Raw genomic sequence first — 26,289 nt, 5'->3', positions numbered from 1 at the left:
ACACAATAAAGCCTGCCTCACTTTGCCTGCAAAGCTGCTGATTATGGAAAGACTTGGAATGAATGATTTAATTCTCACATTCAATACAGGATCATCGACCGTCAAAATCGGCAGTTTTGAATGGGACGGCTTGTCTCTGCATAAATCCGCTAAAGCTGGCATTGATTTTGCCGCGTCTCCTTTGAGTTTTCATATGGAGCGCGGCAAAGAACGGCTGGATTTGCAACTGCAGTCTGAGGATTCTGCGGATATTGTCAGTGTGTTGAGCGAAGTTTTCGATAAGCTTTCAACCCATATTGACCTGAGCCGCATTAAAGCCATTGGTCACCGTGTTGTGCATGGCGGCGATGTTTTTGCAGGCCCTGCATTGATTGATGATCGCTCAATTCAGGCCATTGACGAGTTGTCGGCCTATGCGCCGCTCCACCAACCCAAAAGTTTGGCGCTGATTAAAGCGATCCGCCAGCTTTTCCCTGATATTCTGCAAACAGCCTCTTTTGATACAGCCTTCCATCGCACCATGCCGGATGTGAACCGCCGTTTTGCCATACCGCGTGCGATGCACGATCAGGGCATCAAACGCTATGGTTTTCACGGGCTTTCTTATCAATCCATTGCACAACATTTTACTCAGCTTGAGCCGGATTTAGGTCGTAAGAAACTCGTTGTTGCTCATCTTGGTAGCGGAGCGAGCCTTTGCGCACTTAGAGAAGGCAAAAGCGTTGATACCAGCATGAGTTTCTCCACGCTCGATGGTATTCCGATGGCGACACGCTGCGGCAATATTGATGCCGGTGTGCTGCTGCATCTGTTGAGCCAGCAGAATATGAGCACCGATGAGCTGACTGATATGCTTTATCATCGCTCCGGCCTGCTCGGTGTGTCCGGCATCAGCGGTGATTGCCGCGACTTGCTGGCCAGTGATGCACCAGAGGCGAAACAAGCGATTGATCTTTTCACCACCCGCATTGCCGGTGAAATCAGCCGTCAGGTGACCAGTCTTGGCGGGTTGGATGCCATTATTTTCACTGCCGGTATTGGCGAACATCAGCCCGAAATCCGCGCCCTCATTGCCAGAAAATTACAATGGCTGGGCGTCGAACTGGATGAGGTGGCCAATAATAAGAATGCTTTCCGCATCAGCACACAATCAAGCAAAATCGCCGCTTTCATGCTCGCAACTGATGAAGAGCAAGTGATTGCCGCTGAAACCCTCACTGTTTTAAACCAATCCTCCCAATAGGTTAAGGAATTCCGGAATGAATAATCAGACTGGCGCCCAGCCGCTTACTCCAGATCAGCTGAAACTGACCGACCGCTATTGGCGTGCAGCCAATTACCTCTCCGTCGGCCAGATTTACCTGATGCAAAATCCGATGCTGCGCGAGCCTTTAAAACCTGAACATGTCAAACCGCGCTTGCTCGGCCATTGGGGCACAACACCCGGTTTGAACTTCATCTATGTGCACCTCAACCGCATCATTAAAAAGCGCAACAAAGATGTGCTCTATGTCTGTGGCCCCGGTCACGGCGGCCCTGGCATGGTGGCGAATACCTATCTGGAAGGCACCTATACGGAAACCTATCCCGACATCACCGAAGATGTTGGCGGCATGCAAAAGCTGTTTCGTCAGTTCTCGTTCCCCGGTGGTGTGCCAAGCCATGTGGCTCCGGAAACTCCGGGCTCCATCCATGAAGGCGGCGAGCTTGGCTATGCACTCGTTCATGCTTACGGCGCAGCTTTTGATAATCCTGATCTCGTCGTTGCCTGTGTTGTTGGTGATGGTGAGGCCGAAACCGGCCCCTTGGCGGCTGCATGGCATTCCAACAAATTCCTCAACCCGAAGCGCGACGGCGCGGTGCTGCCGATCCTGCATCTGAATGGCTATAAAATCGCCAATCCGACCCTGCTTGCTCGTATGTCGGATGAAGACCTGCACAGTCTTTTCACCGGCTATGGCTATGAGCCGTTTTTCGTCGAAGGCCATGAATCCGAAAAAATGCATCAGTTGATGGCTGCAACTTTTGACAGCGCTTTTGACCGTATTAAAGCCATTAAAGAGCAGGCCGATCTTAAATCGCCGGAACGTCCGCGCTGGCCGATGATTATCCTGCGCAGCCCAAAAGGCTGGACAGGGCCAAAAGTGGTTGACGGTAAAATGGTGGAGAACCATTGGCGCTCCCATCAGGTACCGGTTGCCAATTGTCGTGCCGATGATTCTCACCGCAAAATCCTTGAAGACTGGATGCGCAGCTATGATCCGGAAGACCTGTTTGACGCAAGCGGCAAGCTGAAACCGGAACTGCGCGCGCTCGCGCCAAGTGGCGAAAAACGCATGGGCGCTATTCCGCATTCCAATGGCGGTTTGCTGCGCAAAGACCTGAAAACACCGGATTTCCGCAAATATGCGGTCAATGTTACCGAACCGGGAGCGGTGCAGGAACAAACCACCAAAATTCTCGGTGATTATCTGCGCGATGTCCTCCGCCTCAATGATGAGGATAAAAACTTCCGTGTCTTCGGGCCCGATGAAACGGCGTCCAATCGGCTTGGCAGTGTTTTTGAAGCAACCGACCGCGTCTGGATGGCAGAAACACTAAACAGCGATGATCATCTGGCTGCTGATGGCCGCGTTATGGAAGTGCTGAGTGAGCATTTGTGTCAGGGCTGGCTGGAAGGCTATTTGCTGACAGGCCGTCACGGTTTCTTCTCCTGCTATGAAGCCTTTATCCATATTGTGGATTCCATGTTCAACCAGCATGCCAAATGGTTGCAGGTCGCGCGCGAACTGCCATGGCGTAAGCCGGTTTCATCGCTCAACTATCTGCTGACCTCCCATGTCTGGCGACAGGATCACAACGGCTTCTCCCATCAGGATCCGGGTTTTGTCGATCTGGTCGCCAATAAGAGCGCCGATATCGTCCGCGTTTATTTCCCGCCGGATGCCAATACGCTGCTTTGGGTGGGTGACCACTGCCTCAAAACTTGGAACCGCGTGAATGTGATCGTTGCCGGTAAGCAGCCATCTCCACAATGGCTGACCATGGATGAAGCAGAAAAGCATTGTGAGGCCGGTCTTGGCAAATGGGACTGGGCAGGTAGCGAAGATGGTATGGAGCCTGATCTGGTGATGGCCTGCGCCGGTGACGTGCCGACGATGGAAACATTGGCCGCCACAGCTATGCTGCGTGAAGCGCTGCCGCATTTGCGCATCCGCGTTGTCAATATTGTTGATCTGATGGCGCTGCAGTCACCGCAGCATCACCCGCATGGTATTGCCGACAGTGAGTTTGATGCGTTTTTCACCACTGACCGTCCGGTGATTTTCGCCTATCACGGCTATCCGTATCTGATCCACCGTCTGGTTTATAAGCGCACCAATCATCCGAATTTCCATGTGCGTGGCTTTATCGAAAAAGGCACCACTACAACGCCGTTTGATATGGCTGTGATGAACGAACTTGATCGTTATCATCTGGCGATTGAAGCACTTAACCGTCTGCCTTTGGCTGCCGGTATAGCAGAGCCGATTATCGCGTCTCTTCAGGAAAAGCTTCAGCAGCATCATGACTATGTGCGTGAGCATGGTGAGGATATGCCGGAAATCCGTGACTGGAAATGGCCGCATAGCCACGGAGCCAAAGCCTGATTGCAGGCATTTACCGGAGCGGTACATGCCGCTCCGGTCTTTCAGTTTGTATTCTGATGAACAGTGAACGGATATGTTAATATGGCTTTGCATTCTGCTGAGAAACGTCTAACCATTCCTCTGCCCGGCAATGAAGATCTGGCTCGCGCTATTGCTGCCACAGGTGATTATCAGCTTGGATCGCTGGAAACCCGCAATTTTCCGGACGGTGAGAGTTATCTGCGGTTTCTCGATGATGTGGAAGGCCGCGATGTGGACCTCATCTGCACACTGGCACATCCCAATGAGAACTTCCTGCCGGTGATTTTTGCGGCGGATGCAGCACGCGAATTTAAAGCCCGTTCTGTCAATCTGGTAACACCTTATCTGGCCTATATGCGGCAGGATAAGCGTTTCAATGCCGGTGAAGCGATCACCTCGCGTACATTCGCGCGTCTTGTCTCGTCATCCTTTGACAGTTTGCTGACCATTGACCCGCATCTGCATCGCTACCATGCCCTGTCAGAGATTTATACCATTCCGGCCACCAGTCTGGCTTCAGCACCGGTTCTGGCAAAATGGATCAGCCACAACATCGAAAAGCCACTGCTGATCGGTCCCGATGAGGAAAGTGAGCAGTGGGTGAGCCAGATTGGCGCGCTGTCAGGTGCACCATTTACCGTGCTGCGTAAAACCCGTTACGGCGACCGCAATGTGGAAATTCACATGGGCGATCTTTCACAATGGCAGGGCAGAACACCGGTTTTGGTGGATGACATTGCTTCATCCGGCCGCACAATGGTGGAAGCAGCCAAGCAACTGGCACAGCAAGGTCTGGCTAAACCTGTCTGCGTTGTCGTGCATGGTCTCTTTGCTGATGATGCCTATGAAAGACTGAGTGCCATTGCGGAAAAAGTCGTTTCCACTGACTGCGTTCCGCATACCAGTAACAATATCTCGGTGGCAGAGTTGCTGGCCGAAGCCATCAATGCTGCTGAAAAGGAAAGAGCGTAATATGCTGACATTAAAATCCTTAGGCGCTGCCGGAACGGTAACAGGCTCCAAGCATCTGCTCTCAAATGGCAGGCATAATGTACTGATTGACTGCGGTTTGTTTCAGGGGCTGAAAAACCTGCGTGAATTAAACTGGGAAAGTCTCAGTATTCCTGCCCGTGATATTGATGCTGTTATTCTGACCCATGCTCATCTGGATCACAGCGGTTATCTGCCCCGTCTTGTCAAAGAGGGCTTTCGCGGCAAAATCTATTCAACTGCGGCAACCCGTGATGTTGCCGAACTGATCCTGAAAGACAGCGGCCATTTGCAGGAAAAAGATGCCGATTTTCTCAACCGGCACAAACTGACAAAACATGCACCGGCATTAGCGCTTTATACGGCACGTGATGCTGAAATTGCGCTGGGACATTTTTCAACCGCTGACTTTGACCAGACCATTACTATTCTTGACGATTTGCGCTTTCGTTTTCGTCATGCCGGTCACATTCTCGGCGCCGCCAATGTGCAAATAGACTGGGGCGGAAAACGTATCGTATTTTCCGGTGATATTGGCCGCTATAATCATCCGCTGATGCCGGATCCGGTTTCAGTCAAAGAAGCCGATTATGTGGTTGTTGAATCCACTTATGGTAACAGGCTGCACGATCATACCGATCCGGCCGAAGCTCTGGGCGCAATAACAGAGAAAACGATCAAGCGTGGCGGTACATTAGTGATCCCGTCTTTTGCTGTCGGTCGTGCGCAGGAGCTGCTTTATTATTTTTGGAAACTGAAACAGGCAGGACGCTTAGGTTCAGTGCCGATCTTTCTCGACAGTCCGATGGCCATTGATGCAACAACATTGATGAGCCGTCATATGCAGGATCATAAACTTTCACCGGATGATGCCCGCGAAGCTTATAAAATCGCGCGCTACACGGAGGAGGTCGAGGATTCCAAAGCGATCAACAACAATCCTTATCCGAAAGTGGTTATCTCCGCTTCCGGTATGGCGACAGGCGGTCGTATTCTCCATCACCTTAAGAATTACGCACCGGATATGAAAAATACCATCCTGCTGGCAGGTTTTCAGGCGGCAGGAACACGCGGACGTGCATTGCGTGAAGGTGCGAAAGAGCTCAAAATTCATGGCATGTGGGTGCCGGTTAATGCCGAGGTTGCGCATATTGATACGCTTTCCGGTCATGCGGATGCGAATGAACTGATCCGCTGGCTCTCCGGCTTTAAACATCCGCCAAGAAAAACATTCATCGTTCATGGTGAGCCAGATGCATCTGAAGGGCTGCGCATCCGGATTGGCCGCGAGTTGGGCTGGGATAGTATCGTACCCCGGCAGGATCAGGAATTTAAACTATGAGCAGCGTTATCTGTGATCACCCGCCGCTGAAAGCCAAACGATTAGGGCTTTTTACCCATGATCAGGCGGTTGTTATCATGCGTACCGATTGTCCGGCCTGTCATTCAGCGGGGCTGTCCTCGCGTTCGCATGTACAGGTCTATGCCGGTGACCGGTCTGTTTATGCCGAGCTCTTACAGATCGACAGTGATCTGCTCGCTCTGGATACGATCGGCTTATCGCAAACGGCATGGGATTTGCTCGGCGTTGAGGAAGGTGATCCGGTGGAAGTAACCCACCCGCCTGCATTAACATCGCTCTCCCATATTCGCAGCCGGATTTACGGCAACCGTTTCGACTATAACGGGCTCAGCGCTATTATTGATGACGTGGTGGCACGTCGTTATACAGATGTGCATCTGGCCGCATTTCTCACCGCCAGCGCAACACCGCCGCTTGATACACAAGAAACGATCTATCTCACCAAGGCCATGATCGGTGCAGGTGAGCGTTTAAACTGGAACAAGGATATTGTTCTCGACAAACATTGTGTCGGCGGCCTGCCCGGTAATCGTACAACACCACTCGTGGTGGCAATTGTCACAGCTCACGGGCTGACTATGCCCAAGACATCTTCACGCGCCATCACTTCCCCTGCTGGCACAGCAGATACAATGGAAACGATGACCCCTGTTAATCTGGAACTGGGCAAGCTCAAACAGGTTGTCAAAGAGCAAGGCGGCTGCATGGCATGGGGCGGAGCTGTCCAGCTCAGCCCTGCAGATGACGTGTTCATTCGTATAGAACGCGATCTTGATATTGATACGGAGGGGCAACTTGTCGCTTCTGTCCTGTCGAAAAAAGTTGCAGCCGGTTCCACCCATGTGGTGATTGATATTCCTGTTGGTCCCACAGCTAAGATCAGAAGTATTGAGGCGGCTGATAAACTGGCTAAGCTGCTCACCACTGTCGGCAAAGAGTTCGGCCTGACCGTCGCCTGTCTTTATACTGATGGCAGTCAGCCGGTTGGGAACGGCATTGGCCCTGCACTTGAAGCATTGGATGTGCTGGCCGTGTTACGTAATGAAGACGGAGCGCCGCAGGATTTGCGGGAACGTGCTGCCGTACTCGCAGGGGCAGCACTCGAAATCGGTGGTGCTGCAGAAAAAGGTCAGGGCACTGCTCTTGCCTTAGCAACAATCGCTGATGGCCGCGCTTGGGCAAAATTCCGCGATATTTGCATTGCTCAGGGCGGTTTGAAAATTCCTGAGATTGCGCCGCACTTTTACACAGTGACAGCTCCTGCTGACGGTATCGTGCATAATATTGATAACCGCAATCTTGCACGCGTGGCCAAACTTGCCGGTGCACCGCGCTCAACCGGTGCCGGTATACGGATGGAAGTGCGGCTTGGCGATCATGTGCGCAAAGGACAGTCCTTATTCACGATCTATGCAGCTGCACCAGGTGAACTGACCTATGCTGTAGAGTTTGCCAATGAGGCCGAAACTCTGGTTGACCTTCAGCTAACTGTGTAGTGCCGCAGCAAAGACAATACCGGCCGGAGCGGTAACAGGTATCGGCCGGTATGTATTCTGCATCCCTATTATTGTATAGTGACAGCTATGGGAATGTTACAAACAATAATAATATCATTCAAATATCAATCGCTTCATGGGTAAGAGTACCGGCAAAGCTGCAGCCGGCGTCATGACGACAAAAACAACCTGAGCCTTCCTGCAATTCAAATGCCTGCTATTCTTCACTGATTGTTTTTTCCTGCGATGAAATCTTCATTCGCAATGGACAACATTTAGCACTATTGCCATGAAAACAAGACCTTGAACACCGGTTACTTCTACAACCCAAACCGGCCTTATTTTTAAATAGGGCAGTCAATACCAGTTTTATTTCTGTCGACAAAGTCAAGCACCTGCTGGTTCTTGCTTTGAAGTACGCCAATTTATACGATAAAATATATTGATTTTCTGTCACGCTGGCCACGGCCAGATTGCTCATACACTAATCGTGTATTTGCTTTGATATTATACGCAGACTGCGATATCAAAAGCACTTCGTGTACCGATCGAAGTACTCTTACTGATTTGATTGCAAAACGTCATAAGTATACTGGGTCGGAATATTTCCGGAGCCTGTAATGCGTAATCCGTCCCCCGAAGCCTGTTCCTCTTTTTCCCTCCCGCGTACCTATGCAATGCTGGTGCTGGTATCGGTTATCTGGGGAGGAACTTTTGTAGCAGGGCGCTTTTTGGCTGGCGAAATGCCGCCGCCTCTTATTGCGGCACTCAGGTTTTTACTGGCCAGTATCACGCTTGCCATTTATCTGCTCATTACCGGCACCCGTTTGCCTTTGCCAAATTACAAACAATGGGCATCACTGGCATTTTTGGGTTTTTTCGGCATATTCACATATAATATATTCTTCTTTCTCGGATTACAGTCCACAGAGGCATCACGGGCTTCGCTGATTATCGCCATTAATCCGGCGATGATCGCAATTGCTGCCAGTATTTTTCTGGGTGAACAACTCTCCAAACAAAAAATTCTCGGGATTTTTCTTAGTCTTTTCGGCGCCGGCACAGTTATCATGTCCCGTGGCGAACTTTCATCGTCACTTGCTGTCAGCAAAGGCGATATTCTTATTCTCGGTTGCGTGGCATCCTGGGTAATCTACAGCGTTTTCTCGCCGAATCTTTCCCGTATCCTTGGTCCGTTCGCGACCGTTACCTATTCAATCTGGCTCGGGACAGCCATGCTGGTTGTAAGCGCCTTATTCAGCCAGCCTGTTGCAACCATTCCGGCAAGCATCGAACAGCTCGGAGCAGCACAATGGATCAGCCTCATCTATCTCGGCGCATTTGGATCAGCTCTGGCTTACATACTATATTATGAGGCTATTCGCCGTGTTGGCGCCATGAGATCAGGGGCATTTATTGCTCTTAACCCGATTACCGGCGTTTTCTTTGGCTGGTTACTATTTAGTGAAACAATAACATCGTCCATATTTGCAGGCGGAATTGCCGTTATTGCAGGCATATGTGCTATTAACTGGACACGAAAATAACAACGGGGATTTTCCCCGCTTATACCGCATCACCTGCCGTACGGAACCTGTTTATCCATATATCTGCAGAGTGTAGCTCTCGCATCGTTCACAACAGACAGCCATTCGGTATGTCGGGCTGTGAGGCATATCCATCGCTTGATATTTTGCCCGTACCCATGACCGTTTTTTTATAATCAATGCTTAAAAGTTTCAGCCTGCACACCTACCAGCCCATCCAAAAAATTGTGTACTCAGGATCCTCTCTCCGCTTTATGTACTGATGTTTGCTTATACTTCTGATCATATTCTAACCTGCCAATATCGCGTAGCAGATGACTGGACAAATCACCCGACCGATTGCTTTTGCGCAACATTTTTCGTGCTGAAACGACAGCTCTGAACCAGAGCCGGACTTTAGATGCCACTTCACAGCCCACCCTAATCATAACTCACACCATTACACGCTGCGGACACGGTTTAACCGTATCCGCATATCAATGATCGGTTGTTACTACGGAGAATTTTCAAGCAGTCCGCCCAGGTCTTGTCAGACCTAGGCGCTGTTCAGAATGCTGCCTTTAAATAAAATGACAGCTCCACATCTGCAGAAAACGGCACAGAGAGGTAACCATTTTCGACGGATCTTACCCGCTCGATATATTCCGGACTTGCGTCTGCATTATCCGCAATAATCAGCGCGCCCGCCCGTATATGCCCTTCTAAAAGTGTCAAGATTGACGGGTAGAGATTTTTAGCGCCATCCATCAAAACGAAATCAATCTGCTCCGGCAAATCACGCGCAAAGGTTTCCAGCGCATCACCTTCCCGTATTTCAACCAAATCGGACAATCCTGCCGCATCAATGTTTTGACGCGCCCGTTTAACCTTTGAAGATTCAAATTCGCTACCGATCAGGAGACCTCCACCGTTATCACGGAGTGCTGATGCGAGATGGATCGTGGATATACCGAAAGATGTTCCGAATTCGACGATGGTGCGTGCACCGACAGCACGAGCGAGCATATAAAGAAGAACACCGGTTTCACGAGATACAGCTAGGGGCTGATCTTTGAGCAAAGTATAAAAACCCCTATAGTCAGCACGGTTGATTTTGCCGGCTTCAAATGTGCTACCCGCTATTTGCTGGTCATATAATACTTCTGCTTCATCGGCATCAGCAAAAAGCTGCTTAAGCAGAGAGGATATTTCGGGGGAAGTAAAATGTGTCATTGCAGGCTCCTTAAAACGAATGGAACCCAAGACTGCTCAGCACAGCAAATATCATTAAATACACTGCCCTCACATACATACGGATGGGCATTATTTATTTTATGATCGCTGTGGTTGGCGGCTCTGTAAAATACGCTGGAGTATTATCGTAAAAACTACCGGATTCTTCAGGCCATTTAGCCGGTTGAATATCAACCATCAGGCAAGTTTTTTTGGTAAGCGTCATACAATACATCAGCGCACTCCCAGAGAGCCAACAGATTGGTCTCAGGCGTGCGCGTTGAGTAACGTTAACGCTTACGATCGCTTAAAGTGCGACAATTTGTACATAGCATTACCACCCCCTTTAACACAAGCGCAAAAGCCTGAGCCTGTAACGGACCTCCTCAGCGGTTATGCGGGGCATCCTGACTTAGCCACCTGTCAAAAAAACATTTTCGTGAACTACAGCTATTGACCTGAATCAAATATGACAACTATATATAGTGCATCAAATCACTGATTTGACAATCAATCACCACATATTGATTTTCACCAACTTGAAAAGAGCGATCTGATCAGGAAAGTCTTCCTATTGTGGAACACGAATTATGAACACATGATGCAGGCGTAAACTGCAAAAGCACCCCTGTCACCAGTCAAGTAACACAGATGAGGATCCCGCCGTGCCAGCACCTCCACACCAATGATCATCATCACTCTCGAAAATACATTCCGTGCGGCTGAGTGCTCAATCTCAAAAACCGTCCGGCCAATTTAACGTATAGCGCATAAACGCTACGACGAATTCTCGTCGTTACTCAACTCCCCTGCTAACCATCTGCTGCAACCGTCAACTTATGTCCTCACCGGACATGAGACCGTATTCTCGCGCGTTTTTTTTTCAAGGGTCGTATAGTTCTTCCTTTCGAGAAAACACAGACGCCTAATCAAATAATGAACGGATCAATTCATGAGCCTCCTTGTGTACTTCTCAAGCGGGACACTCAACACGCACAAATTCATAACCAAGCTTGGCCTTCCGGCTCTGCGAATACCGTGCAGCAAAAAGAGTGAGCCTCTGCAAGTGGATCAACCCTATATTTTGATAGCTGCAACATATGCCGGCGGTGACGGCAAAGGTGCCGTTCCAAAACCGGTTATCCAGTTCCTGAATACCCCCACCAACAGAAAACTGATCCGGGGCGTCATAGCCGGCGGCAATCGTAATTTCGGAGCCACCTACTGTTTGGCTGGCAGCATTATTGCCGAAAAATGCAATGTCCCGTTCTTATACCGCTTTGAGCTGGCCGGTACGGATGACGACGTAGCGAATGTCAAAAACGGCTTAAGGCAGCTGTGGTCTGTCAACTGACGCCCCCTACCACTCTTCACAAGAAACAAAACATCCAGAGCATAAAATGAAATACGAAATGCAGCTTCCCGATACCCTTAAAGCAATCAACTGGAACAGTATTGAAGACGAAAAAGATCTGGAAGTTTGGAACCGGTTAACCGGTAATTTTTGGCCGCCTGAAAAGGTGCCGCTGTCAAACGACATATCAACATGGGGTACATTAACCGCGGCTGAAAAAACTTTAACCATCAGAGTTTTCACAACGCTTACACTACTCGACACGATCCAAAACACGATAGGCGCGCTCTGCTTGGTGCCAGATGCACGCACACCGCATGAAGAAGCTGTGCTTTCAAACATCTGCTTCATGGAAGCCGTACATGCCCGCTCCTACTCCTCTATCTTCTCCACGCTTTGCTCAACTCAGGATGTGGATGATGCATATTTGTGGAGTGAAGAGAACGAACATTTACACCGAAAAGCAGCGCTCATCATTCATGAATATGAATCCGATGACCCTATGAAGAAAAAGATAGCCAGCGTTTATCTGGAAAGCTTTCTTTTCTATTCGGGGTTTTATCTGCCGATGTATTGGTCCAGCAGAGCAAAACTAACCAACACAGCTGATCTCATTCGACTGATCATTCGCGATGAGGCCGTACACGGATACTATATCGGTTATAAATATCAGGTTTGCCTTGAGGATGAGAGCACAGAGCGCCAACGTGAGTTGAAGGATTTCGCCTATGCACTGCTTCAGGAATTATATGATGTGGAATGTCGTTTTACTGAAGAGCTGTATGCAGGCACGCCACTCACTGAGGATGTGAAAAAATTTCTGCATTATAATGCCAATAAAGCCCTGATGAACCTTGGCTATGAGCCGCTATTCCCAAGCTCAGTTACCGATGTCAATCCGATCATTTTATCTTCGCTTTCACCAAATGCAGATGAAAACCACGATTTCTTCTCGGGATCAGGATCAAGCTATGTCATTGGTAAGGCAGTCGTGACCGAAGATAGTGACTGGGACTTCTGATCTGTAAACGCTCAATCCATAAAACAGAGGCACCATCCTCTATTGTGATGCCTCTGCCAAACTTCGATCAAACCAACGATGTAATTATTTCACCAATATAAATTAATATATTCAAGGGAAATGTTTAAATATTTAACCTTCACTCACACTGTATAGCGCAATACTCGTGTGTCTTTAATAAGAATTCGCACGTTACCTACTTATAACTCAGCGGAAGATGGTCTAATCTTCCTCTCCCGGATCAAAAAAAGTACGTGCAGCGTCCACCAATATTGGAGCTATTTCTTTACGTACCCGCTCCAATGACCAGTCGGCCATAGAAACAGAGCAATGAATGGCCGCTCGGGCTTTGCCGGTGGCTGATTTTACCGGCGCTGCGATGCCGATTTCATTGAGCAAAACTTCCTGCACGGACAAGGCATAGCCGTCCTGACGTGCCTGCTCAACCAGTTCCGCAATCTCCGTGCGATCCACAGTGGTACGTGGCGTATATTCTGTCAGCGGCCAGTTTTGTGCCGCCTCTTCTCTTGCAGCAGCATCCCATGTTGAGACAATAGCACGACCACCGGAGGTATTCAGCGCAGGATGGGTTCTCCCCACCAAAGTGCCCTCAAAATTCGTGCGCTGCACGGGCAATCGCACCGAATAAATAATCGATGTTCCGCATATCTCTGCCAGATTGAAGGACTGTCCGGTCTGCTGCTGCAACGCAAACAAGCGCGGCATGACCTGTGAGGTCAGTGGCTCGGCAATATAATGCGCATAAGCCATGTGCAACCACTGGTTGGACAAGCGATAGCGTCTGCTGTGATTGTCACGATTGAGCATGCCTTCGGAATATAGCGTTGCCAATATGCGTTGCACGCTGCTCTTTTCCATACCCGTAATGCGCACGAGATCAGAAATCCCCAACACCGCATTGCCTTCATCAAAGGCTTTCAACAGGGTTATCGCCTTTACTAACGAGCTGATAATTAAAGGATTTCTATCACTTTCACTCAATGAAACGCTCCAATTGCAAAAAACTCTTGACGCAGAAGGGAGATTTATGTTTCGATATTAACATGCGATCACAAGTATTGCAATACGATACAATGGGGAAAATCAATGAAAAATCAAAAAATCTCTGCTGAGAATTTCAGTACATCAAATTTGCCACAGGCAAATATCTGACAACCCGGCTTTGATATTGAATGGCTGAGAAATAGTTCCGGACTGGACTAGACTGCACCATCCCGTTTTGTGTGCAGTAGGTGGCAATGGAAGCGCCATTAGAGGCGGCTTTCTTTAGATATCCGGAAATATCAGGTGTCCTTCATCAATGAGCGACTGATGCACTCAGCATCACCAATCTCAGTCATAACCTTCATATCCTAAAACGATTTTGACGGAGCAAAACTTGCTTGGTTTCATCCTCAAGCGGCTCGGCCTTGCCTTACTGGTTGCGCTGACCGTGTCTTTTATCAGTTTCTGTCTGCTTTACCTGAGCGGCGACCCTGCGACTGCCATCGCGGGTGAAGGTGCCAGTGCGCAGGACATTCAGACAATCCGCGAATTCTACGGTTTTGACCGCCCGATGCTTGTCCAATATGCGGACTGGCTGTGGAATGCAGCGCATTTCAACTTCGGACAGAGTTATTATTTTAAACTTCCGGTTGCAGACCTCATTTCCAGCCGGCTTGGTGTCACTATGCACCTCGGTCTGACCGCCATTGTATTTGCTCTGCTTGTTGCTGTGCCGCTTGGTGTACTTGCCGCCAAACGCCCGAACTCACTGACCGACAAGCTGGCGCTGTTTATCTCTGTCGCCGGACAGGCAATGCCAAGCTTCTGGTTTGCCCTTGTGCTGATCTCGGTTTTCTCCATTGATCTTGGCTGGCTGCCTGCTTCCGGTGCCAAGACATGGCAGCATTTTATCCTGCCAACCATTGTGCTCGGCTATTATGCCATGCCTGCAATTATGCGCCTCACCCGCGCCGGTATGCTGGAAGTTCTCTCATCTGATTATATCCGCACCGCCCGTGCCAAAGGCTCATCGGAATGGCGGGTGCTCTTCACCCATGCGTTGCGCAATGCGATTATCCCTGTCGTTTCGCTGTCTGCCGTGCAGATGGGTTTCATGCTCGGTGGTTCGATTGTGGTTGAATCTGTCTTCGCTTTGCCGGGTGCCGGACTGCTCGCATGGGAGTCGATCACCCGCAACGATTTGCCGACCGTTCAGGCGCTAATCCTGCTTTTCTCCATGTTTTATATCGTCTTCACACTGCTCGCCGACATCATGAATGCCTGGCTTGATCCCCGCATGAGGACCTCATGACCACTTTTTCTTCCATACCGACCGCCGAACAAATTCTGGAACCATCTCCGTCTGCGATTTTGCGCCGCCGTATTTTCGGTCATAGCGGCTTCATGATCGGCACGATCATCGTGGCAGTGATTGCACTGGTTGCAATCTTTGCTCCGATGCTCCTCAAATATGATCCCTATACGCAGGATCTGCTGAACCGGATGGTGCCGCCGGAATTCTTAGGCGGTAAATCCGATCACGTTCTGGGAACTGACCAGCTTGGGCGCGATTATCTCGCTCGTCTGCTGCACGGTGCACGCGTCTCATTATTTATCGGCCTGTCGGCAGCTCTGATCTCCGGCATTATCGGCACGGCGATGGGCGTTGCGGCCGGTTATTTCGGCGGCCGTGTGGATGCGGTTGTGACATTCCTGATTAATGTGCGTCTCGCAATGCCTGTGGTTCTGGTCGCACTGGCTGTTGTTGCCTTGTTTGGCGGATCGCTGACTGTTGTTGCCACCGTTCTCGGCCTGTTACTGTGGGATCGCTATGCCGTGGTCATGCGCGCCTCAACATTGCAGATCGCACGGCGGGAATATGTTGCTGCCTCCTATGCCATCGGCACATCCACACCGCGCATTCTGATCTCCGAAATCCTGCCTAATCTGATGAACAACCTGATTGTCGTTGCCACGTTGGAAATGGCGCATGCCATTTTGCTGGAAGCTGCTCTGTCCTTCTTAGGTCTTGGTGTGCAGCCGCCGACAGCCAGCTGGGGTCTGATGATCTCCGAGGGCAAAGACATGATGCTGTTCGAGCCATGGCTTGTGATGATCCCCGGTGTTGCGCTGTTTGTGCTGGTGCTGGCAATCAATCTCATGGGCGACGGCCTGCGCGATATTACCGCGCCGGGCGGACGAAACTGAGGGGAAACCAATGACTGCTCCTATTCTTAAAGTTCAGGGCCTTACACTGGACATCCCCACCGCCGCAGGTACTCTTCATGCTGTGCGCAATATCAACCTCGAGGTTAAACCGGGTGAGACACTCTGTATTGTCGGTGAAAGCGGCTCCGGCAAATCGCTGACCTCGCTTGCAGTGATGGGGCTTTTGTCACCGGGCATTCAGCGTAACGCGACCGAGATGAGCTTTGACGGCATTGACCTGCAAAAAGCCACGGCACGGGAAATGCGTGCGCTGCGCGGTAACCGTATGGCGATGATTTTTCAGGAGCCGATGACCAGCCTGAACCCTGCCTATACGATCGGCAGCCAGTTGGCGGAAGCATTGCGTCTGCATAAATCTGTCAGCAAAGCTGAAGCACTGAAACGCGCCGCAGATCTTCTGCGTATGGTTGGGATTACCGCCGCAGAAAGCCGTCTCAACCAATATCCGCATCAGCTTTCCGGTGGTTTGCGTCAGCGTATCATGATTGCAATGGCGCTGATGTGTGAGCCGGAATTGCTGATCGCCGATGAACCGACAACCGCTCTGGACGTAACCATTCAGGCACAGATCTTGCGTCTTCTCAAAGATCTGCAGCAGAAAATGGGCATGGCGATGATCCTGATCACCCATGATCTCGGTGTTGTTGCGCGTATCGCTGACAAGGTAGCGGTGATGTATGCCGGTGAACTGGTTGAGGCCGGTTCTGTCAGAGAAATCTTCCGCAATCCTGCGCATCCTTATACGCGTGGGCTTCTGGACTGCATTCCAATACCGGGGCGCATTAAACGCAGAGAACGGCTGGGCACAATTCCGGGTATTGTGCCAAATCTGGTCGGACGTCATACCGGCTGCATCTTCCGCGACCGCTGCCCTGAGGCGATTGAAGCCTGCACCGGAACTATCCCGCAGCGTGATCTCTCCGCTCATCATACATTACAGTGCGTCCATGCAAACGGCATGCGTCAGCCTGCGGAGGCTTTGCTATGAGCCAGCCAGTTTTACAACTCCATAATGTCTCCAAAATCTATCAGGTACGACAGGGCTTTTTCTCCGGCAAAAAGCCACTGGCAGCGGTTAGTGATGTCTCGTTGACGGTAGAGCGTGGCTCGGTTCTTGGCCTTGTCGGTGAATCCGGTTGCGGAAAATCAACGCTTGCCAAAATCCTGCTCGGGCTGGAAAAGCCGACCAGTGGACGCGTCGAAATTAACGGCGAAGATATCACCAAGCAAAACCGTTTTGAATTGTCGCGCCGTATTCAGCCGATCTTTCAGGATCCCTATTCCTCACTCAATCCGCGCAAAACTATCCGCCAGATCATTATGGCGCCGCTCGTGGTGCATAGTGTCGGCGATCAGGCATCGCGCGAAAAGAAAGTGAAGGAAATTATGGATGTCGTCGGGCTGCCTTCGCGTATGCTCAACGCCTATCCGAACCAGATGTCAGGCGGCCAGCGCCAGCGTGTCGCTATTGCCCGTGCGCTGATTATGAAGCCGGAAATTGTTATCTGCGATGAACCAACATCGGCACTCGATGTTTCGGTGCAGAGCCAAATCCTTAATTTGTTGGGCGATCTGCAGCGTGAGCTCGGTCTGACCTATCTGTTCATCAGCCACAATCTGGCAGTTGTTGAATATCTCGCGACACGCGTTGCGGTGATGTATCTCGGGCGCATTGTTGAAGAGCGCGAAACTGAAGACATTTTCCGCAATGCCCGCCACCCTTATTCACGCGCTCTGCTGGATTCAGTACTGACACCCGAACCGGAACTCGGCGTGCCGGACACACAGCTCGGCACAGAATATCCCAATCCGATCAATCCACCTGCAGGTTGCGCCTTTCATCCGCGCTGCCCTGACCGCTTTACCCCCTGCGATCAGTCCCGCCCTGTCTTGCAGGAAAGCGGCAGCGGCTGTGTCGCCTGCCACCTTTATACCAATGCCACTGCATTGCCTGCCTGAACTGATTAAGGAACTGAAATGCAAACCAGTCTTTCCCGTACGCAAGTTACTCGCAAGAATGTCATCCGCACCAAAGGCGGTGTCGTAGCCGCACAAAACAGCCGTGCAGCACAAATTGGCGCGGCAGTGCTTGCAGCAGGCGGCAATGCGATGGATGCCGCAACGGCTGTTTCTTTCGCTATCGGTGTGCTTGAGCCTTGGATGTCCGGCCCTGCCGGTGGCGGTGCGATGATGGTTTGGGATGCAGCTTCCGGTAAAGCCCATGCCCTGACCTATGCCATGCGTGCACCTGTGGAGCTGAATCCTGCCGATTATCCGCTCTCCGGCGCCGGTAAAAACTCTGATCTTTTCCCGTGGGAAGCCGTGGTCGATGACCGCAACATCATGGGGGCAACTGCCGTTGCAGTACCGGGTGTAGTCGACGGTATCGGTCAGGCACATGCACGCTGGGGCACCATGCCCTGGGCGGAACTGCTGGCTCCGGCGATTAAACTCGCAAAAGAAGGCCTGCCAGTTGACTGGTATGCAGCGCTTGTTATCGCAGGGGCAACCCGCGAACTCGCCAAAGATCCGGATGCCGCAGCGCTGTTTCTGGAAGACGGCCAATGGCCGATGATCAATGGCTGGACAAGCCTGTCCGACAAGCGCGTTGATATGTCCGGCTACGCACCCTCCCTGACCGAACTGGCAGAACAGGGCTATCGCACATTCTATGAAGGTGATCTGGCACAAGCACTGGTCAAAGATGTCCGCGCAAAAGGCGGCTCATTATCCATGCAGGATCTGCGTGATTACCGTGCAACCATTGCCGATCCGCTGAGCTTTAAGCGCGGCGATGCGACATTTTATGTCACACCACATCTGACCGCCGGCCCGACCATGAGACAAGCCTTTGATGCCCTGCCGGAAATCGGCAAAGGCCAGCCGGACGCTCATGCTTATACCGGCTACGCCAAAGCCCTGCGCCATGCCTATCAGCAGCGATTAGAAAATATGGGGGATGACGGCGAAGTACCAAAAGCACCGGGCTGCACAACCCATTTTTCCGTCGTAGATCGCCACGGAAATATGGTCTCCATGACACAGACTTTGCTGTCATTGTTCGGCTCCAAAGTTGTCTCGCCCTCCACCGGCTTTTTGCTCAATAACGGCATTATGTGGTTCGACCCTGTGCAGGGCAAACCAAACTCCCTGCAACCGGGACGCCAGTGTCTGATGAATGTCTGCCCTGCCCTTGGTGAACAAGGCGAACGCCGCTTCGCCATTGGCGCATCGGGCGGGCGTAAGATTGTCTCGGCCGTTGCCCAGCTTTCCTCTTTCATCGTCGATTCCGGCATGGATATTGAAGGTGCTTTCCATCAGCCGCGTCTCGATATGTCTGCCGCCGATGTCATTATCGCTGATGACAGCCTGCCAGCGAATACAATTGCGGAACTGAATAAAGTCGCGCGCACCGTCACTACCCGCCGCACCGTTTGGCCTTTTGCCTTTGCCTGCCCGGCCGGCGTGATGCGTGAAGGTGAGCTGAATTCCGGCTGCACCGAGATTATGTCGCCATGGGGTGATGCGGTGACCGAGGAGGACAGCCATGACTTTACGTGAAACTGTTATTAGCCGGATCGAAACCTATTTCGACAGCGGCACGATGAAATCCGAACTGGCCGCTTTGGTGAGCTATCCGACAGAAAGTCAGGTACCGGAGAGAAAACCTGTACTGGCAGATTATCTGAACACGGCTATTACGCCGCGTTTGCAGGCTGCAGGATTTGAGATCAAAATTTACGATAATCCGGTGGCGGAAGGCGACCCCCTGATGATCGCCCGCCGCATAGAAAACGCTGCTCTGCCGACAGTGCTGATCTATGGCCATGGCGATGTCATTCATGCGCAGACCGAACAATGGCGTGAAGGCCTGTCACCCTTCGTTTTAACAGAAGAAGGTGATCGTTGGTACGGGCGCGGCACAGCCGATAATAAAGTACAACATCTGATCAATATCGCTGCTCTTGAAGCCCTGATTGCCGTGCATGGCAAACTCGGCTTTAATGCCACTATTCTGCTGGAAATGGCCGAGGAAAATGGCTCACCGGGTTTGCAGACGTTCTGCGCATCACACAAACAGGAACTCGCTGCCGATGTGCTGATTGCCTCCGACGGCCCGCGACTGCAACCGGACAGGGCGACTGTTTTCATGGGCGCACGCGGCGCCGTGACAGTTGATCTGATTGTTGAAAAACGCGATGGCGCGCATCATTCCGGCAACTGGGGCGGCTTGCTTGCCGATCCGGCGATGCGGCTCGTGCAGGCGCTTGCGACAATCACCGATGAACGCGGCCAGATCCGTATTCCGGAATGGCGCCCAACCAGTCTGACCGATAATATCCGCGTGGCACTTCGTGATTTGCCGGTAGATATGGAAACCGGCCCGAGCGTTGATAAAGACTGGGGCGAAGCCGGTTTAACACCCGCCGAGCGGGTCTATGGCTGGAACAGTTTTGCCATTCTCGCCATGACATCCGGCGTGCCTGAGGCACCGGTCAATGCCATCTCCGGCAAGGCACGGGCAACCTGCCAGCTGCGTTATGTTGTCGGCACAGATGCGGACGACATTATACCGGCACTGCGCCGTCATCTCGATCAGCACGGTTATGCGGATGTCCGGATCGCCCAACGCGAGGATGATGATTTTACCGCGACCCGCCTTGATCCGGACCATCCGTGGGCACGTTTTGTCGCACAATCGCTGACAGATACTTCCGGTAATCCGCCGCATATTCTGCCTAATCTCGGCGGTTCACTACCCAATGAGTGTTTCTCGGAGACGCTTGGCCTGCCAACTGTCTGGGTGCCACATTCCTACCGCGCCTGTTCACAGCATGCACCTGATGAACATGTTCTGAAAAGCACTTGCCGTGATGCCTTGCGCTGCATGGCAGGGATATTTGCCGATATTGCTGAGGGCAAAAGCCCGCAGCCTTCAACCCGATAACAACAAAAAACTGCCTGACCTTTTTTAACCTTGCGTCGAAGTGGAGCGACACATGAGCTTTCATAAGAATTTTGCAATTCTGGCGACCCTTACCGCCAGCTTGTATCTGGGCGTATCCGGTGCGGCACTGGCCGATAAGTCAGATGACACCGTAAATATCGCCTTTGCCAAAGAGCTGGACAACCCGAACACCTATTTCAGTTCCGCCCGCGAAAGCACCATTTTCGGCTATGCCGTCTGGGACACACTGGTTGAACGTGATCCTAAAACCCGTGAATGGGTTGGCAATCTGGCTGAGAGCTTCAAATGGGTTGATGATCTGACCCTTGAATTCAAACTGCGTCAGGGCGTGAAATTCCATAACGGCGATGCTTTCGGCGCGGATGATGTTGTTTTCACGCTGAACCATTTTTCCGATCCTAAAACTCCGGTTGCTATGCCGAATACAGTGGCATGGATCAAAAATGCCGAGAAAGTTGATGATCAGACCGTTCTCGTGCATCTGAACGCACCATTCCCTGCTGCGCTCGATTTCCTTGAAAGCGCCATTCAGATTTATCCGGCAAAATATTATCAGGAAGTCGGCGATGCAGGCTTTTCCAAACAACCAATCGGCACCGGCCCTTATATGGTTGACAAGATCGAGCCAGGCAGCGGCTATACGCTGAAGGCTTTTCCTGACTATCATGACGGTGGCCCGCGTCACAAACCACAAATCAAAAATGTGGAAGTGCGCAGCATTCCGGATACCAATACGCAGATCGCGGAGATGATGTCCGGTTCAGTAGATTTCATCTGGCAGGTGCCGGAAGATCTGACCCAGAAACTCAAAACCCGTGACAGTTTCAATGTGGTTCAGGGCGAAACATTGCGTTTCGGTTACATTTCTATGGATGTATCCGGCCGTTCCAGTGCCGATACTCCGCTGAAAGATGTGCGCGTTCGTCAGGCAATCAATCATGCGATTGACCGTAAAGCCGTGCGTGATGCTTTCTTCGCGCCTTCCTCGCAGATCATCAATTCCATCTGCAGCCCGTTGCAATTTGGTTGTGAACAGGATGTGACATCCTACAATTTTGACCCTGCCAAGGCCAAAGAACTGCTGAAAGAAGCAGGCTATGAAAACGGCTTTACCACCACGATGTATTTCTATCGCGATAAAGCAGCCACCGAAGCCATGGCACAGATGCTGGGCAATGTCGGCGTAAAAGTTGATCTTCAGATGCTGAAATATGCAGCGCTTGCCGACAAACAGCTCAAGGGTGAGATCCCGATGGGCTTTGTCACATGGGGCTCCGGTTCTGTGGCTGATGCTTCCGCTTCGACATCCAAATTCTTTGACGGCTCTGATATTGATGATGTCAAAAATGCGGAGCTGACAGCAACGCTCAAGCAGGCAGACACCACCACCGATCCGGAAAAGCGCAAAGAATCTTACAGCAAGGCTCTGCGCCAGATCGCCGATCAGGCCTATTGGGTGCCGTTGTGGACCTACACAACCAATTATGTGATGGCGAAAGATCTGAACTTTACACCGACACCGGATGAGTTCGTGCGTTTCTACGACATGAGCTGGAACTAAGCCTTATGAGGTCACAGCCTGTGCTGCGGCCTCACCGGCACTTTCCGTTTTCCCGCATACAGAAATTACAGAGATCAATCATGTTACTCCAGCCCTCGTCACAACTTCGTCCGAAGATCCGGATCGATAGCGCAGAATTACGTATTGTAGAGCTGAAACTCCTCAACCCGTTTCGCATTTCTACCGGCGTGGCTACTAAAAAAACCTTCCCGCTTCTGATCCTGCGCAGCGGCAATATTGAAGGCTATGCGGAAGGTGTCTGTGATACCCTGCCCGATTATCTGCCGGAAACCACGGTGTCATCCATGATGATGATGCGGGACGTTTTCCTGCCGCAGATTATCGGCAAAGAATTCTCGACACCTTATGAGTTAACCCAGATGATGCGGCACTGGCGCGATCACCAGATGGCCAAAGCCTGTGTGGAAATGGCCTATTGGGATTTATGGTCTAAAACCCTCGGCCTGTCGCTGTCTCATGCGCTTGGCGGCACCCGCAAAGATGTTGAAGTCGGTGTATCATTGGGGATCAAGGAAATTCCGGAATCCTTGATGGATGTTGAGCGTCATGTGCAGCAGGGCTACCGTCGTATTAAACTGAAAGTCATGCCGGGTCATGATCTGAAGCTTCTGGAAAAAGTACGTAACCGTTTCCCCGATATTCACCTGACCGTTGATGCCAACTGCGCTTATACGCTGGCTGATCTCGCTTTGCTGCGCCAGTTCGATGATTTCGATCTAGATTATATCGAACAGCCGCTGGCTTGGGATGATTTACAGGATCATGCAAAACTACAATCCATGATGCGTACAGCAATTTGTCTGGACGAATGTATCCGCACACCGGAACTCTGCCGCAAAGCACTGGCCATTGATGCAGGCCGCGTGATTAATATCAAGGTCGGTCGTGTTGGCGGTCATGCCAATGCACGTCAGATTCACGATATTTGTCAGGCACATGATGTGCCGGTCTGGTGTGGCGGCATGCTGGAATCCGGCATCGGACGTGCCCATAATATTCATCTCTCAACGCTGGAACAGTTCAAACGTCCGGGCGATACATCCTCGTCTTCGCGCTATTTCGAGCGGGATATTGTTTGTGAGAAGCTGGAAACCGAAAACGGTATTATGCCGGTTCCGTCAAACGGTGCGGGTATCGGTGTCACTCTGGATTATGATTTCCTTGAAAACGTAACGCTGTCAAAAGAGGCACTTTAAATAATGGATGCATGATGCTCCGTCGGTGTGAATGCTGCCATTTAAGGCGATAACCACCGGATAGACCATATCATGTACCCAAAACAATGACATGAATTATCGATCATTTGAGTTATTACTCTGATGCTTAGTGTCGCTTTTGTCAGTTCTTGATCTTTTTAAGGTTCAATTTTAAACAACACTCAAATATATGATAAAGAAAAGCCGCCATTTGAAGCCAAATGGCGGCTTTTTGTTTCAGTGCGTGTTAAGATTATGCACCATAAGGTACCCAGATATTTTTAACCTGCACGGCACGGCGCAGATAATCACGCCCCTGACCCTGTGCAGTATCCAGCCAGTTGCGCTGACGACCGTTATTCACCCATGTCGCTTTGAGATTGCCGATTGAGGCTTTTTCAACCATAGCACTGCCTGCCTGAGAGCCGACATACCAGAGGGCGGACACGGCATCATGTTCAGCCAGCGTTTTAGCCAGAACATCGCGCTCACCGGTGATGAGATTGACCACACCGGCCGGTACATCTGATGTATCCAGCACCTGATAGAAAGCACCGGCGATCAGCGGATGACGGCCTGACGGCACAACCACGGTGCGGTTGCCCATCGCAATTGCGGGCAGGATCAGTGAGACCATCGAGAGCAATGGCAGTTCATCAGGGCAGACAATACCGGTGACGCCCCATGGCTCATTCATCGCCAGTGTGACATGTCGCGACTTGGTCGAATGGACTGCACCATCAAACTTATCGGCCTGCGCAGCGTAATAGAAAATACGACGGATTGAGGCGTCGAACTCTTCTTCTGCTTTCTTGTCCGTAACGCCGGTACTTTTCACCAGTAAGTCAATGAATTCAGCACGGCGCTGCTCGAGATTTTCGCTTAAGTAATACAGCACCTGCGCACGATTATGAGTGGTTGCGCCACCCCATGAACCTGCTTTTGCGGCTGCTTCTACGGCATTGCGGATATCTTTGCGGTTGCTGAGTGGTGCTTCACCGATGACAACATTGCCTTTGCCATAGACCGCATAGCTTGCACCACCGTCAGGGCGTGTCTGCTTGCCGCCGACATAGTTTTTCATCGTGCGGTCGATGGAGCCAGCTGCTACTTTTTCACCGGCTACAGGCAAAGCGGAGAAAGATGGTGCATCGGTTTCTTTGACGAGAGGCAGGACTTTTTCCCAGTCGCTGACCAGATATTCGTAAAGCCCTTCGCGCGCACCTTCACGACCGAAACCGCTTTCACGATAACCGCCGAAACCGGCACCGGCATCAAGCATATTGGTGCAGTTGATCCAGACAACACCGGCTTTAACGGAGGCCGCAATGTCGAGTGCAGTGTTGATATTTTCCGACCAGATGGAAGCAGCCAGCCCGTAAGAGGTGTTGTTGGCCAGCGCTATTGCTTCTGCTGGTGTACGGAAAGTTGTTGCAGCTGCTATCGGGCCGAAAATCTCGACCTGACAAACGGTAGAAGCCTGATCAACTTCGGTGAAGAAACCCGGCGCGATGAAATTGCCTTTTGCCGGTAGGGCATTCGCAGTCTGCCAGAGCGCACCGCCTTCTTCCACGCCTTTGGCAATCAGTGCGGAAATACGCTTGACCTGTGTTGGCGACACAATGGCACCGACATCGGTGGATTTATCCAGCGGATCACCGACGCGGATCGTTTCCAGACGCTTGCGCAGCTTGGTATAGAAGCGCTCGGCAATACCTTCCTGAACCAGAAGACGGGAACCTGCACAGCACACTTCACCCTGATTGAACCAGATGGCATCAACAACGCCTTCAACGGCACTGTCGAGATCGGCATCTTCGAAAACGATGAACGGCGATTTGCCGCCAAGTTCCAGTGATAATTTTTTGCCGGAACCGGCAATCTGATCACGGATGATACGGCCGACATTAGTTGAGCCGGTAAAGGCAACCTTGTTGACGTCATCATGGCCGCAGATCAGCGCGCCGGTTTCACCGTCGCCATGTACGATATTAACCACACCGGCAGGCAGGCCGACTTCATGGCAGATTTCCGCAAAGGCAATGGCAGTCAATGGCGTGAGATCGGCAGGCTTCAGCACAACCGTATTACCGGCAGCGAGTGCAGGCGCGATTTTCCATGCCAGCATCAAGAGCGGGAAATTCCACGGGATGACCTGACCGCAGACGCCGACCGGTGAGAAACCACGGAATTCGTCTTCCACCATCTCAGCCCAACCGGCGTGATGATAGAAATGACGGACAGCCAGCGGCACATCAATATCGCGGCTTTCGCGGATCGGCTTGCCGTTATCCATGCTTTCCAGCACGGAGAAGAAACGCTCGCGTTTCTGCAAATGACGGGCAATCGCATAGAGATATTTGGCGCGTTCATGGCCGGAGAGTTTCGACCATTTGCCGAACGCGGCGCGGGCGGCTTTGACAGCCGTATCAACATCTTCCGCAGTACCTTTGGCAATACCAGCTAAACGTTGTTCAGTCGCCGGATTGATCACGTCAATAATCTGCGCGCTGCCTGCATCGGTAAAGCGGCCATTGATGAAATGACCGAACGGAGCGGAATGATTTTTTAGCCATGCAACGACATCGCCATTGGCTTCGGGAGACGGGCCATATTCCATTGTGTTCAGAATATCCTTGATCTGTGCCATAGTC

At 51.3% G+C, this 26,289-nt stretch carries 19 protein-coding genes; 16 read left to right on the top strand and 3 right to left on the bottom strand.

The features are described from left to right. Nucleotides 1-58: 58 nt before the first annotated feature. The 6 genes from DFR47_RS09575 to DFR47_RS09550 all read left to right on the top strand — a co-directional run bounded on the left by DFR47_RS09575 (nt 59) and on the right by DFR47_RS09550 (nt 9,067). A complete protein-coding gene (locus DFR47_RS09575; RefSeq protein ID WP_113944502.1) occupies nt 59-1,243 on the top strand; it encodes an acetate/propionate family kinase in 1,185 nt (394 codons plus the stop codon). 16 nt (nt 1,244-1,259) lie between these two features. Continuing rightward, complete coding sequence (locus DFR47_RS09570; RefSeq protein WP_113944186.1) at nt 1,260-3,650, top strand: phosphoketolase family protein; 2,391 nt, start codon at nt 1,260-1,262, stop codon at nt 3,648-3,650. An 81-nt stretch (nt 3,651-3,731) separates the two neighbouring features. Next, entirely contained in the window at nt 3,732-4,643 is a 912-nt protein-coding gene (locus tag DFR47_RS09565; RefSeq protein ID WP_113944185.1) for a ribose-phosphate pyrophosphokinase, read from the top strand. 1 nt (nt 4,644) lies between these two features. Further along, the gene (locus tag DFR47_RS09560; RefSeq protein WP_113944184.1) at nt 4,645-6,003 is read left to right on the top strand and encodes an MBL fold metallo-hydrolase RNA specificity domain-containing protein; all 1,359 of its coding nucleotides are present in this window, start codon (nt 4,645-4,647) and stop codon (nt 6,001-6,003) included. After that, nucleotides 6,000-7,520: a thymidine phosphorylase family protein gene (locus DFR47_RS09555; protein WP_113944183.1), complete on the top strand. Its 1,521-nt coding sequence runs from the start codon at nt 6,000-6,002 to the stop codon at nt 7,518-7,520. Before DFR47_RS09560 ends, DFR47_RS09555 begins: the two co-directional genes overlap by 4 nt. 620 nt (nt 7,521-8,140) lie before the next feature. Next, nucleotides 8,141-9,067 carry a DMT family transporter gene (locus DFR47_RS09550; RefSeq protein WP_210207290.1) on the top strand — a complete coding sequence of 309 codons (927 nt, stop codon included), beginning with the start codon at nt 8,141-8,143 and terminating at the stop codon, nt 9,065-9,067. Between the two features lie 546 nt (nt 9,068-9,613). Here DFR47_RS09550 and DFR47_RS09545 read toward each other — a convergent pair. Beyond that, the gene (locus tag DFR47_RS09545; RefSeq protein ID WP_113944182.1) at nt 9,614-10,279 is read right to left on the bottom strand and encodes an O-methyltransferase; all 666 of its coding nucleotides are present in this window, start codon (nt 10,277-10,279) and stop codon (nt 9,614-9,616) included. A gap of 952 nt (nt 10,280-11,231) precedes the next feature. On the opposite strand from DFR47_RS09545, the gene nrdI reads away from it, so the two are divergent. After that, entirely contained in the window at nt 11,232-11,633 is a 402-nt protein-coding gene (gene nrdI / locus DFR47_RS09540; protein ID WP_113944181.1) for a class Ib ribonucleoside-diphosphate reductase assembly flavoprotein NrdI, read from the top strand. A gap of 46 nt (nt 11,634-11,679) precedes the next feature. After that, nucleotides 11,680-12,654 carry a class 1b ribonucleoside-diphosphate reductase subunit beta gene (gene nrdF / locus DFR47_RS09535; protein WP_113944180.1) on the top strand — a complete coding sequence of 325 codons (975 nt, stop codon included), beginning with the start codon at nt 11,680-11,682 and terminating at the stop codon, nt 12,652-12,654. Between the two features lie 222 nt (nt 12,655-12,876). On the opposite strand, the gene DFR47_RS09530 is transcribed toward nrdF, so the two are convergent. Then, nucleotides 12,877-13,656, bottom strand: a complete 780-nt coding sequence (locus tag DFR47_RS09530; protein WP_113944179.1) for an IclR family transcriptional regulator — start codon at nt 13,654-13,656, stop codon at nt 12,877-12,879. Between the two features lie 397 nt (nt 13,657-14,053). Here DFR47_RS09530 and DFR47_RS09525 point away from each other — a divergent pair, with 397 nt between their 5' ends. The 8 genes from DFR47_RS09525 (at nt 14,054) to menC (ending at nt 23,635) form a co-directional block, all read left to right on the top strand. Next, nucleotides 14,054-14,971 carry an ABC transporter permease gene (locus DFR47_RS09525; RefSeq protein WP_113944178.1) on the top strand — a complete coding sequence of 306 codons (918 nt, stop codon included), beginning with the start codon at nt 14,054-14,056 and terminating at the stop codon, nt 14,969-14,971. Then, nucleotides 14,968-15,867, top strand: coding sequence for an ABC transporter permease (locus DFR47_RS09520; RefSeq protein WP_022709576.1), 900 nt, complete (start codon nt 14,968-14,970; stop codon nt 15,865-15,867). Before DFR47_RS09525 ends, DFR47_RS09520 begins: the two co-directional genes overlap by 4 nt. A gap of 10 nt (nt 15,868-15,877) precedes the next feature. Beyond that, a complete protein-coding gene (locus DFR47_RS09515) occupies nt 15,878-16,876 on the top strand; it encodes an ABC transporter ATP-binding protein (RefSeq protein WP_113944177.1) in 999 nt (332 codons plus the stop codon). Next, nucleotides 16,873-17,847 (top strand): ABC transporter ATP-binding protein, encoded by a 975-nt coding sequence (locus DFR47_RS09510; protein WP_113944176.1) that lies wholly within the window; start codon nt 16,873-16,875, stop codon nt 17,845-17,847. Before DFR47_RS09515 ends, DFR47_RS09510 begins: the two co-directional genes overlap by 4 nt. 18 nt (nt 17,848-17,865) lie before the next feature. Further along, nucleotides 17,866-19,449, top strand: a complete 1,584-nt coding sequence (locus tag DFR47_RS09505; protein WP_113944175.1) for a gamma-glutamyltransferase family protein — start codon at nt 17,866-17,868, stop codon at nt 19,447-19,449. Further along, nucleotides 19,436-20,836 (top strand): M20 family metallopeptidase, encoded by a 1,401-nt coding sequence (locus DFR47_RS09500; protein WP_113944174.1) that lies wholly within the window; start codon nt 19,436-19,438, stop codon nt 20,834-20,836. The genes DFR47_RS09505 and DFR47_RS09500 overlap by 14 nt, the downstream gene beginning before the upstream one ends. Nucleotides 20,837-20,888: 52 nt before the next feature. Then, nucleotides 20,889-22,418 carry an ABC transporter substrate-binding protein gene (locus DFR47_RS09495; RefSeq protein WP_113944173.1) on the top strand — a complete coding sequence of 510 codons (1,530 nt, stop codon included), beginning with the start codon at nt 20,889-20,891 and terminating at the stop codon, nt 22,416-22,418. Nucleotides 22,419-22,498: 80 nt separating this feature from the next. After that, nucleotides 22,499-23,635: an o-succinylbenzoate synthase gene (menC, locus tag DFR47_RS09490; RefSeq protein WP_113944172.1), complete on the top strand. Its 1,137-nt coding sequence runs from the start codon at nt 22,499-22,501 to the stop codon at nt 23,633-23,635. A gap of 253 nt (nt 23,636-23,888) precedes the next feature. Here menC and DFR47_RS09485 read toward each other — a convergent pair whose 3' ends face one another. Then, nucleotides 23,889-26,285, bottom strand: coding sequence for an aldehyde dehydrogenase family protein (locus DFR47_RS09485; protein ID WP_170137474.1), 2,397 nt, complete (start codon nt 26,283-26,285; stop codon nt 23,889-23,891). Nucleotides 26,286-26,289 lie beyond the last annotated feature (4 nt).

Origin of the sequence: Pseudochrobactrum asaccharolyticum, assembly GCF_003314995.1 — a bacterium.
GTDB classification, from domain to species: Bacteria; Pseudomonadota; Alphaproteobacteria; order Rhizobiales; family Rhizobiaceae; genus Pseudochrobactrum; species Pseudochrobactrum asaccharolyticum.
Note: the sequence above shows the minus strand (reverse complement) of the source record. Positions and strands in the feature narration are given on the sequence as shown.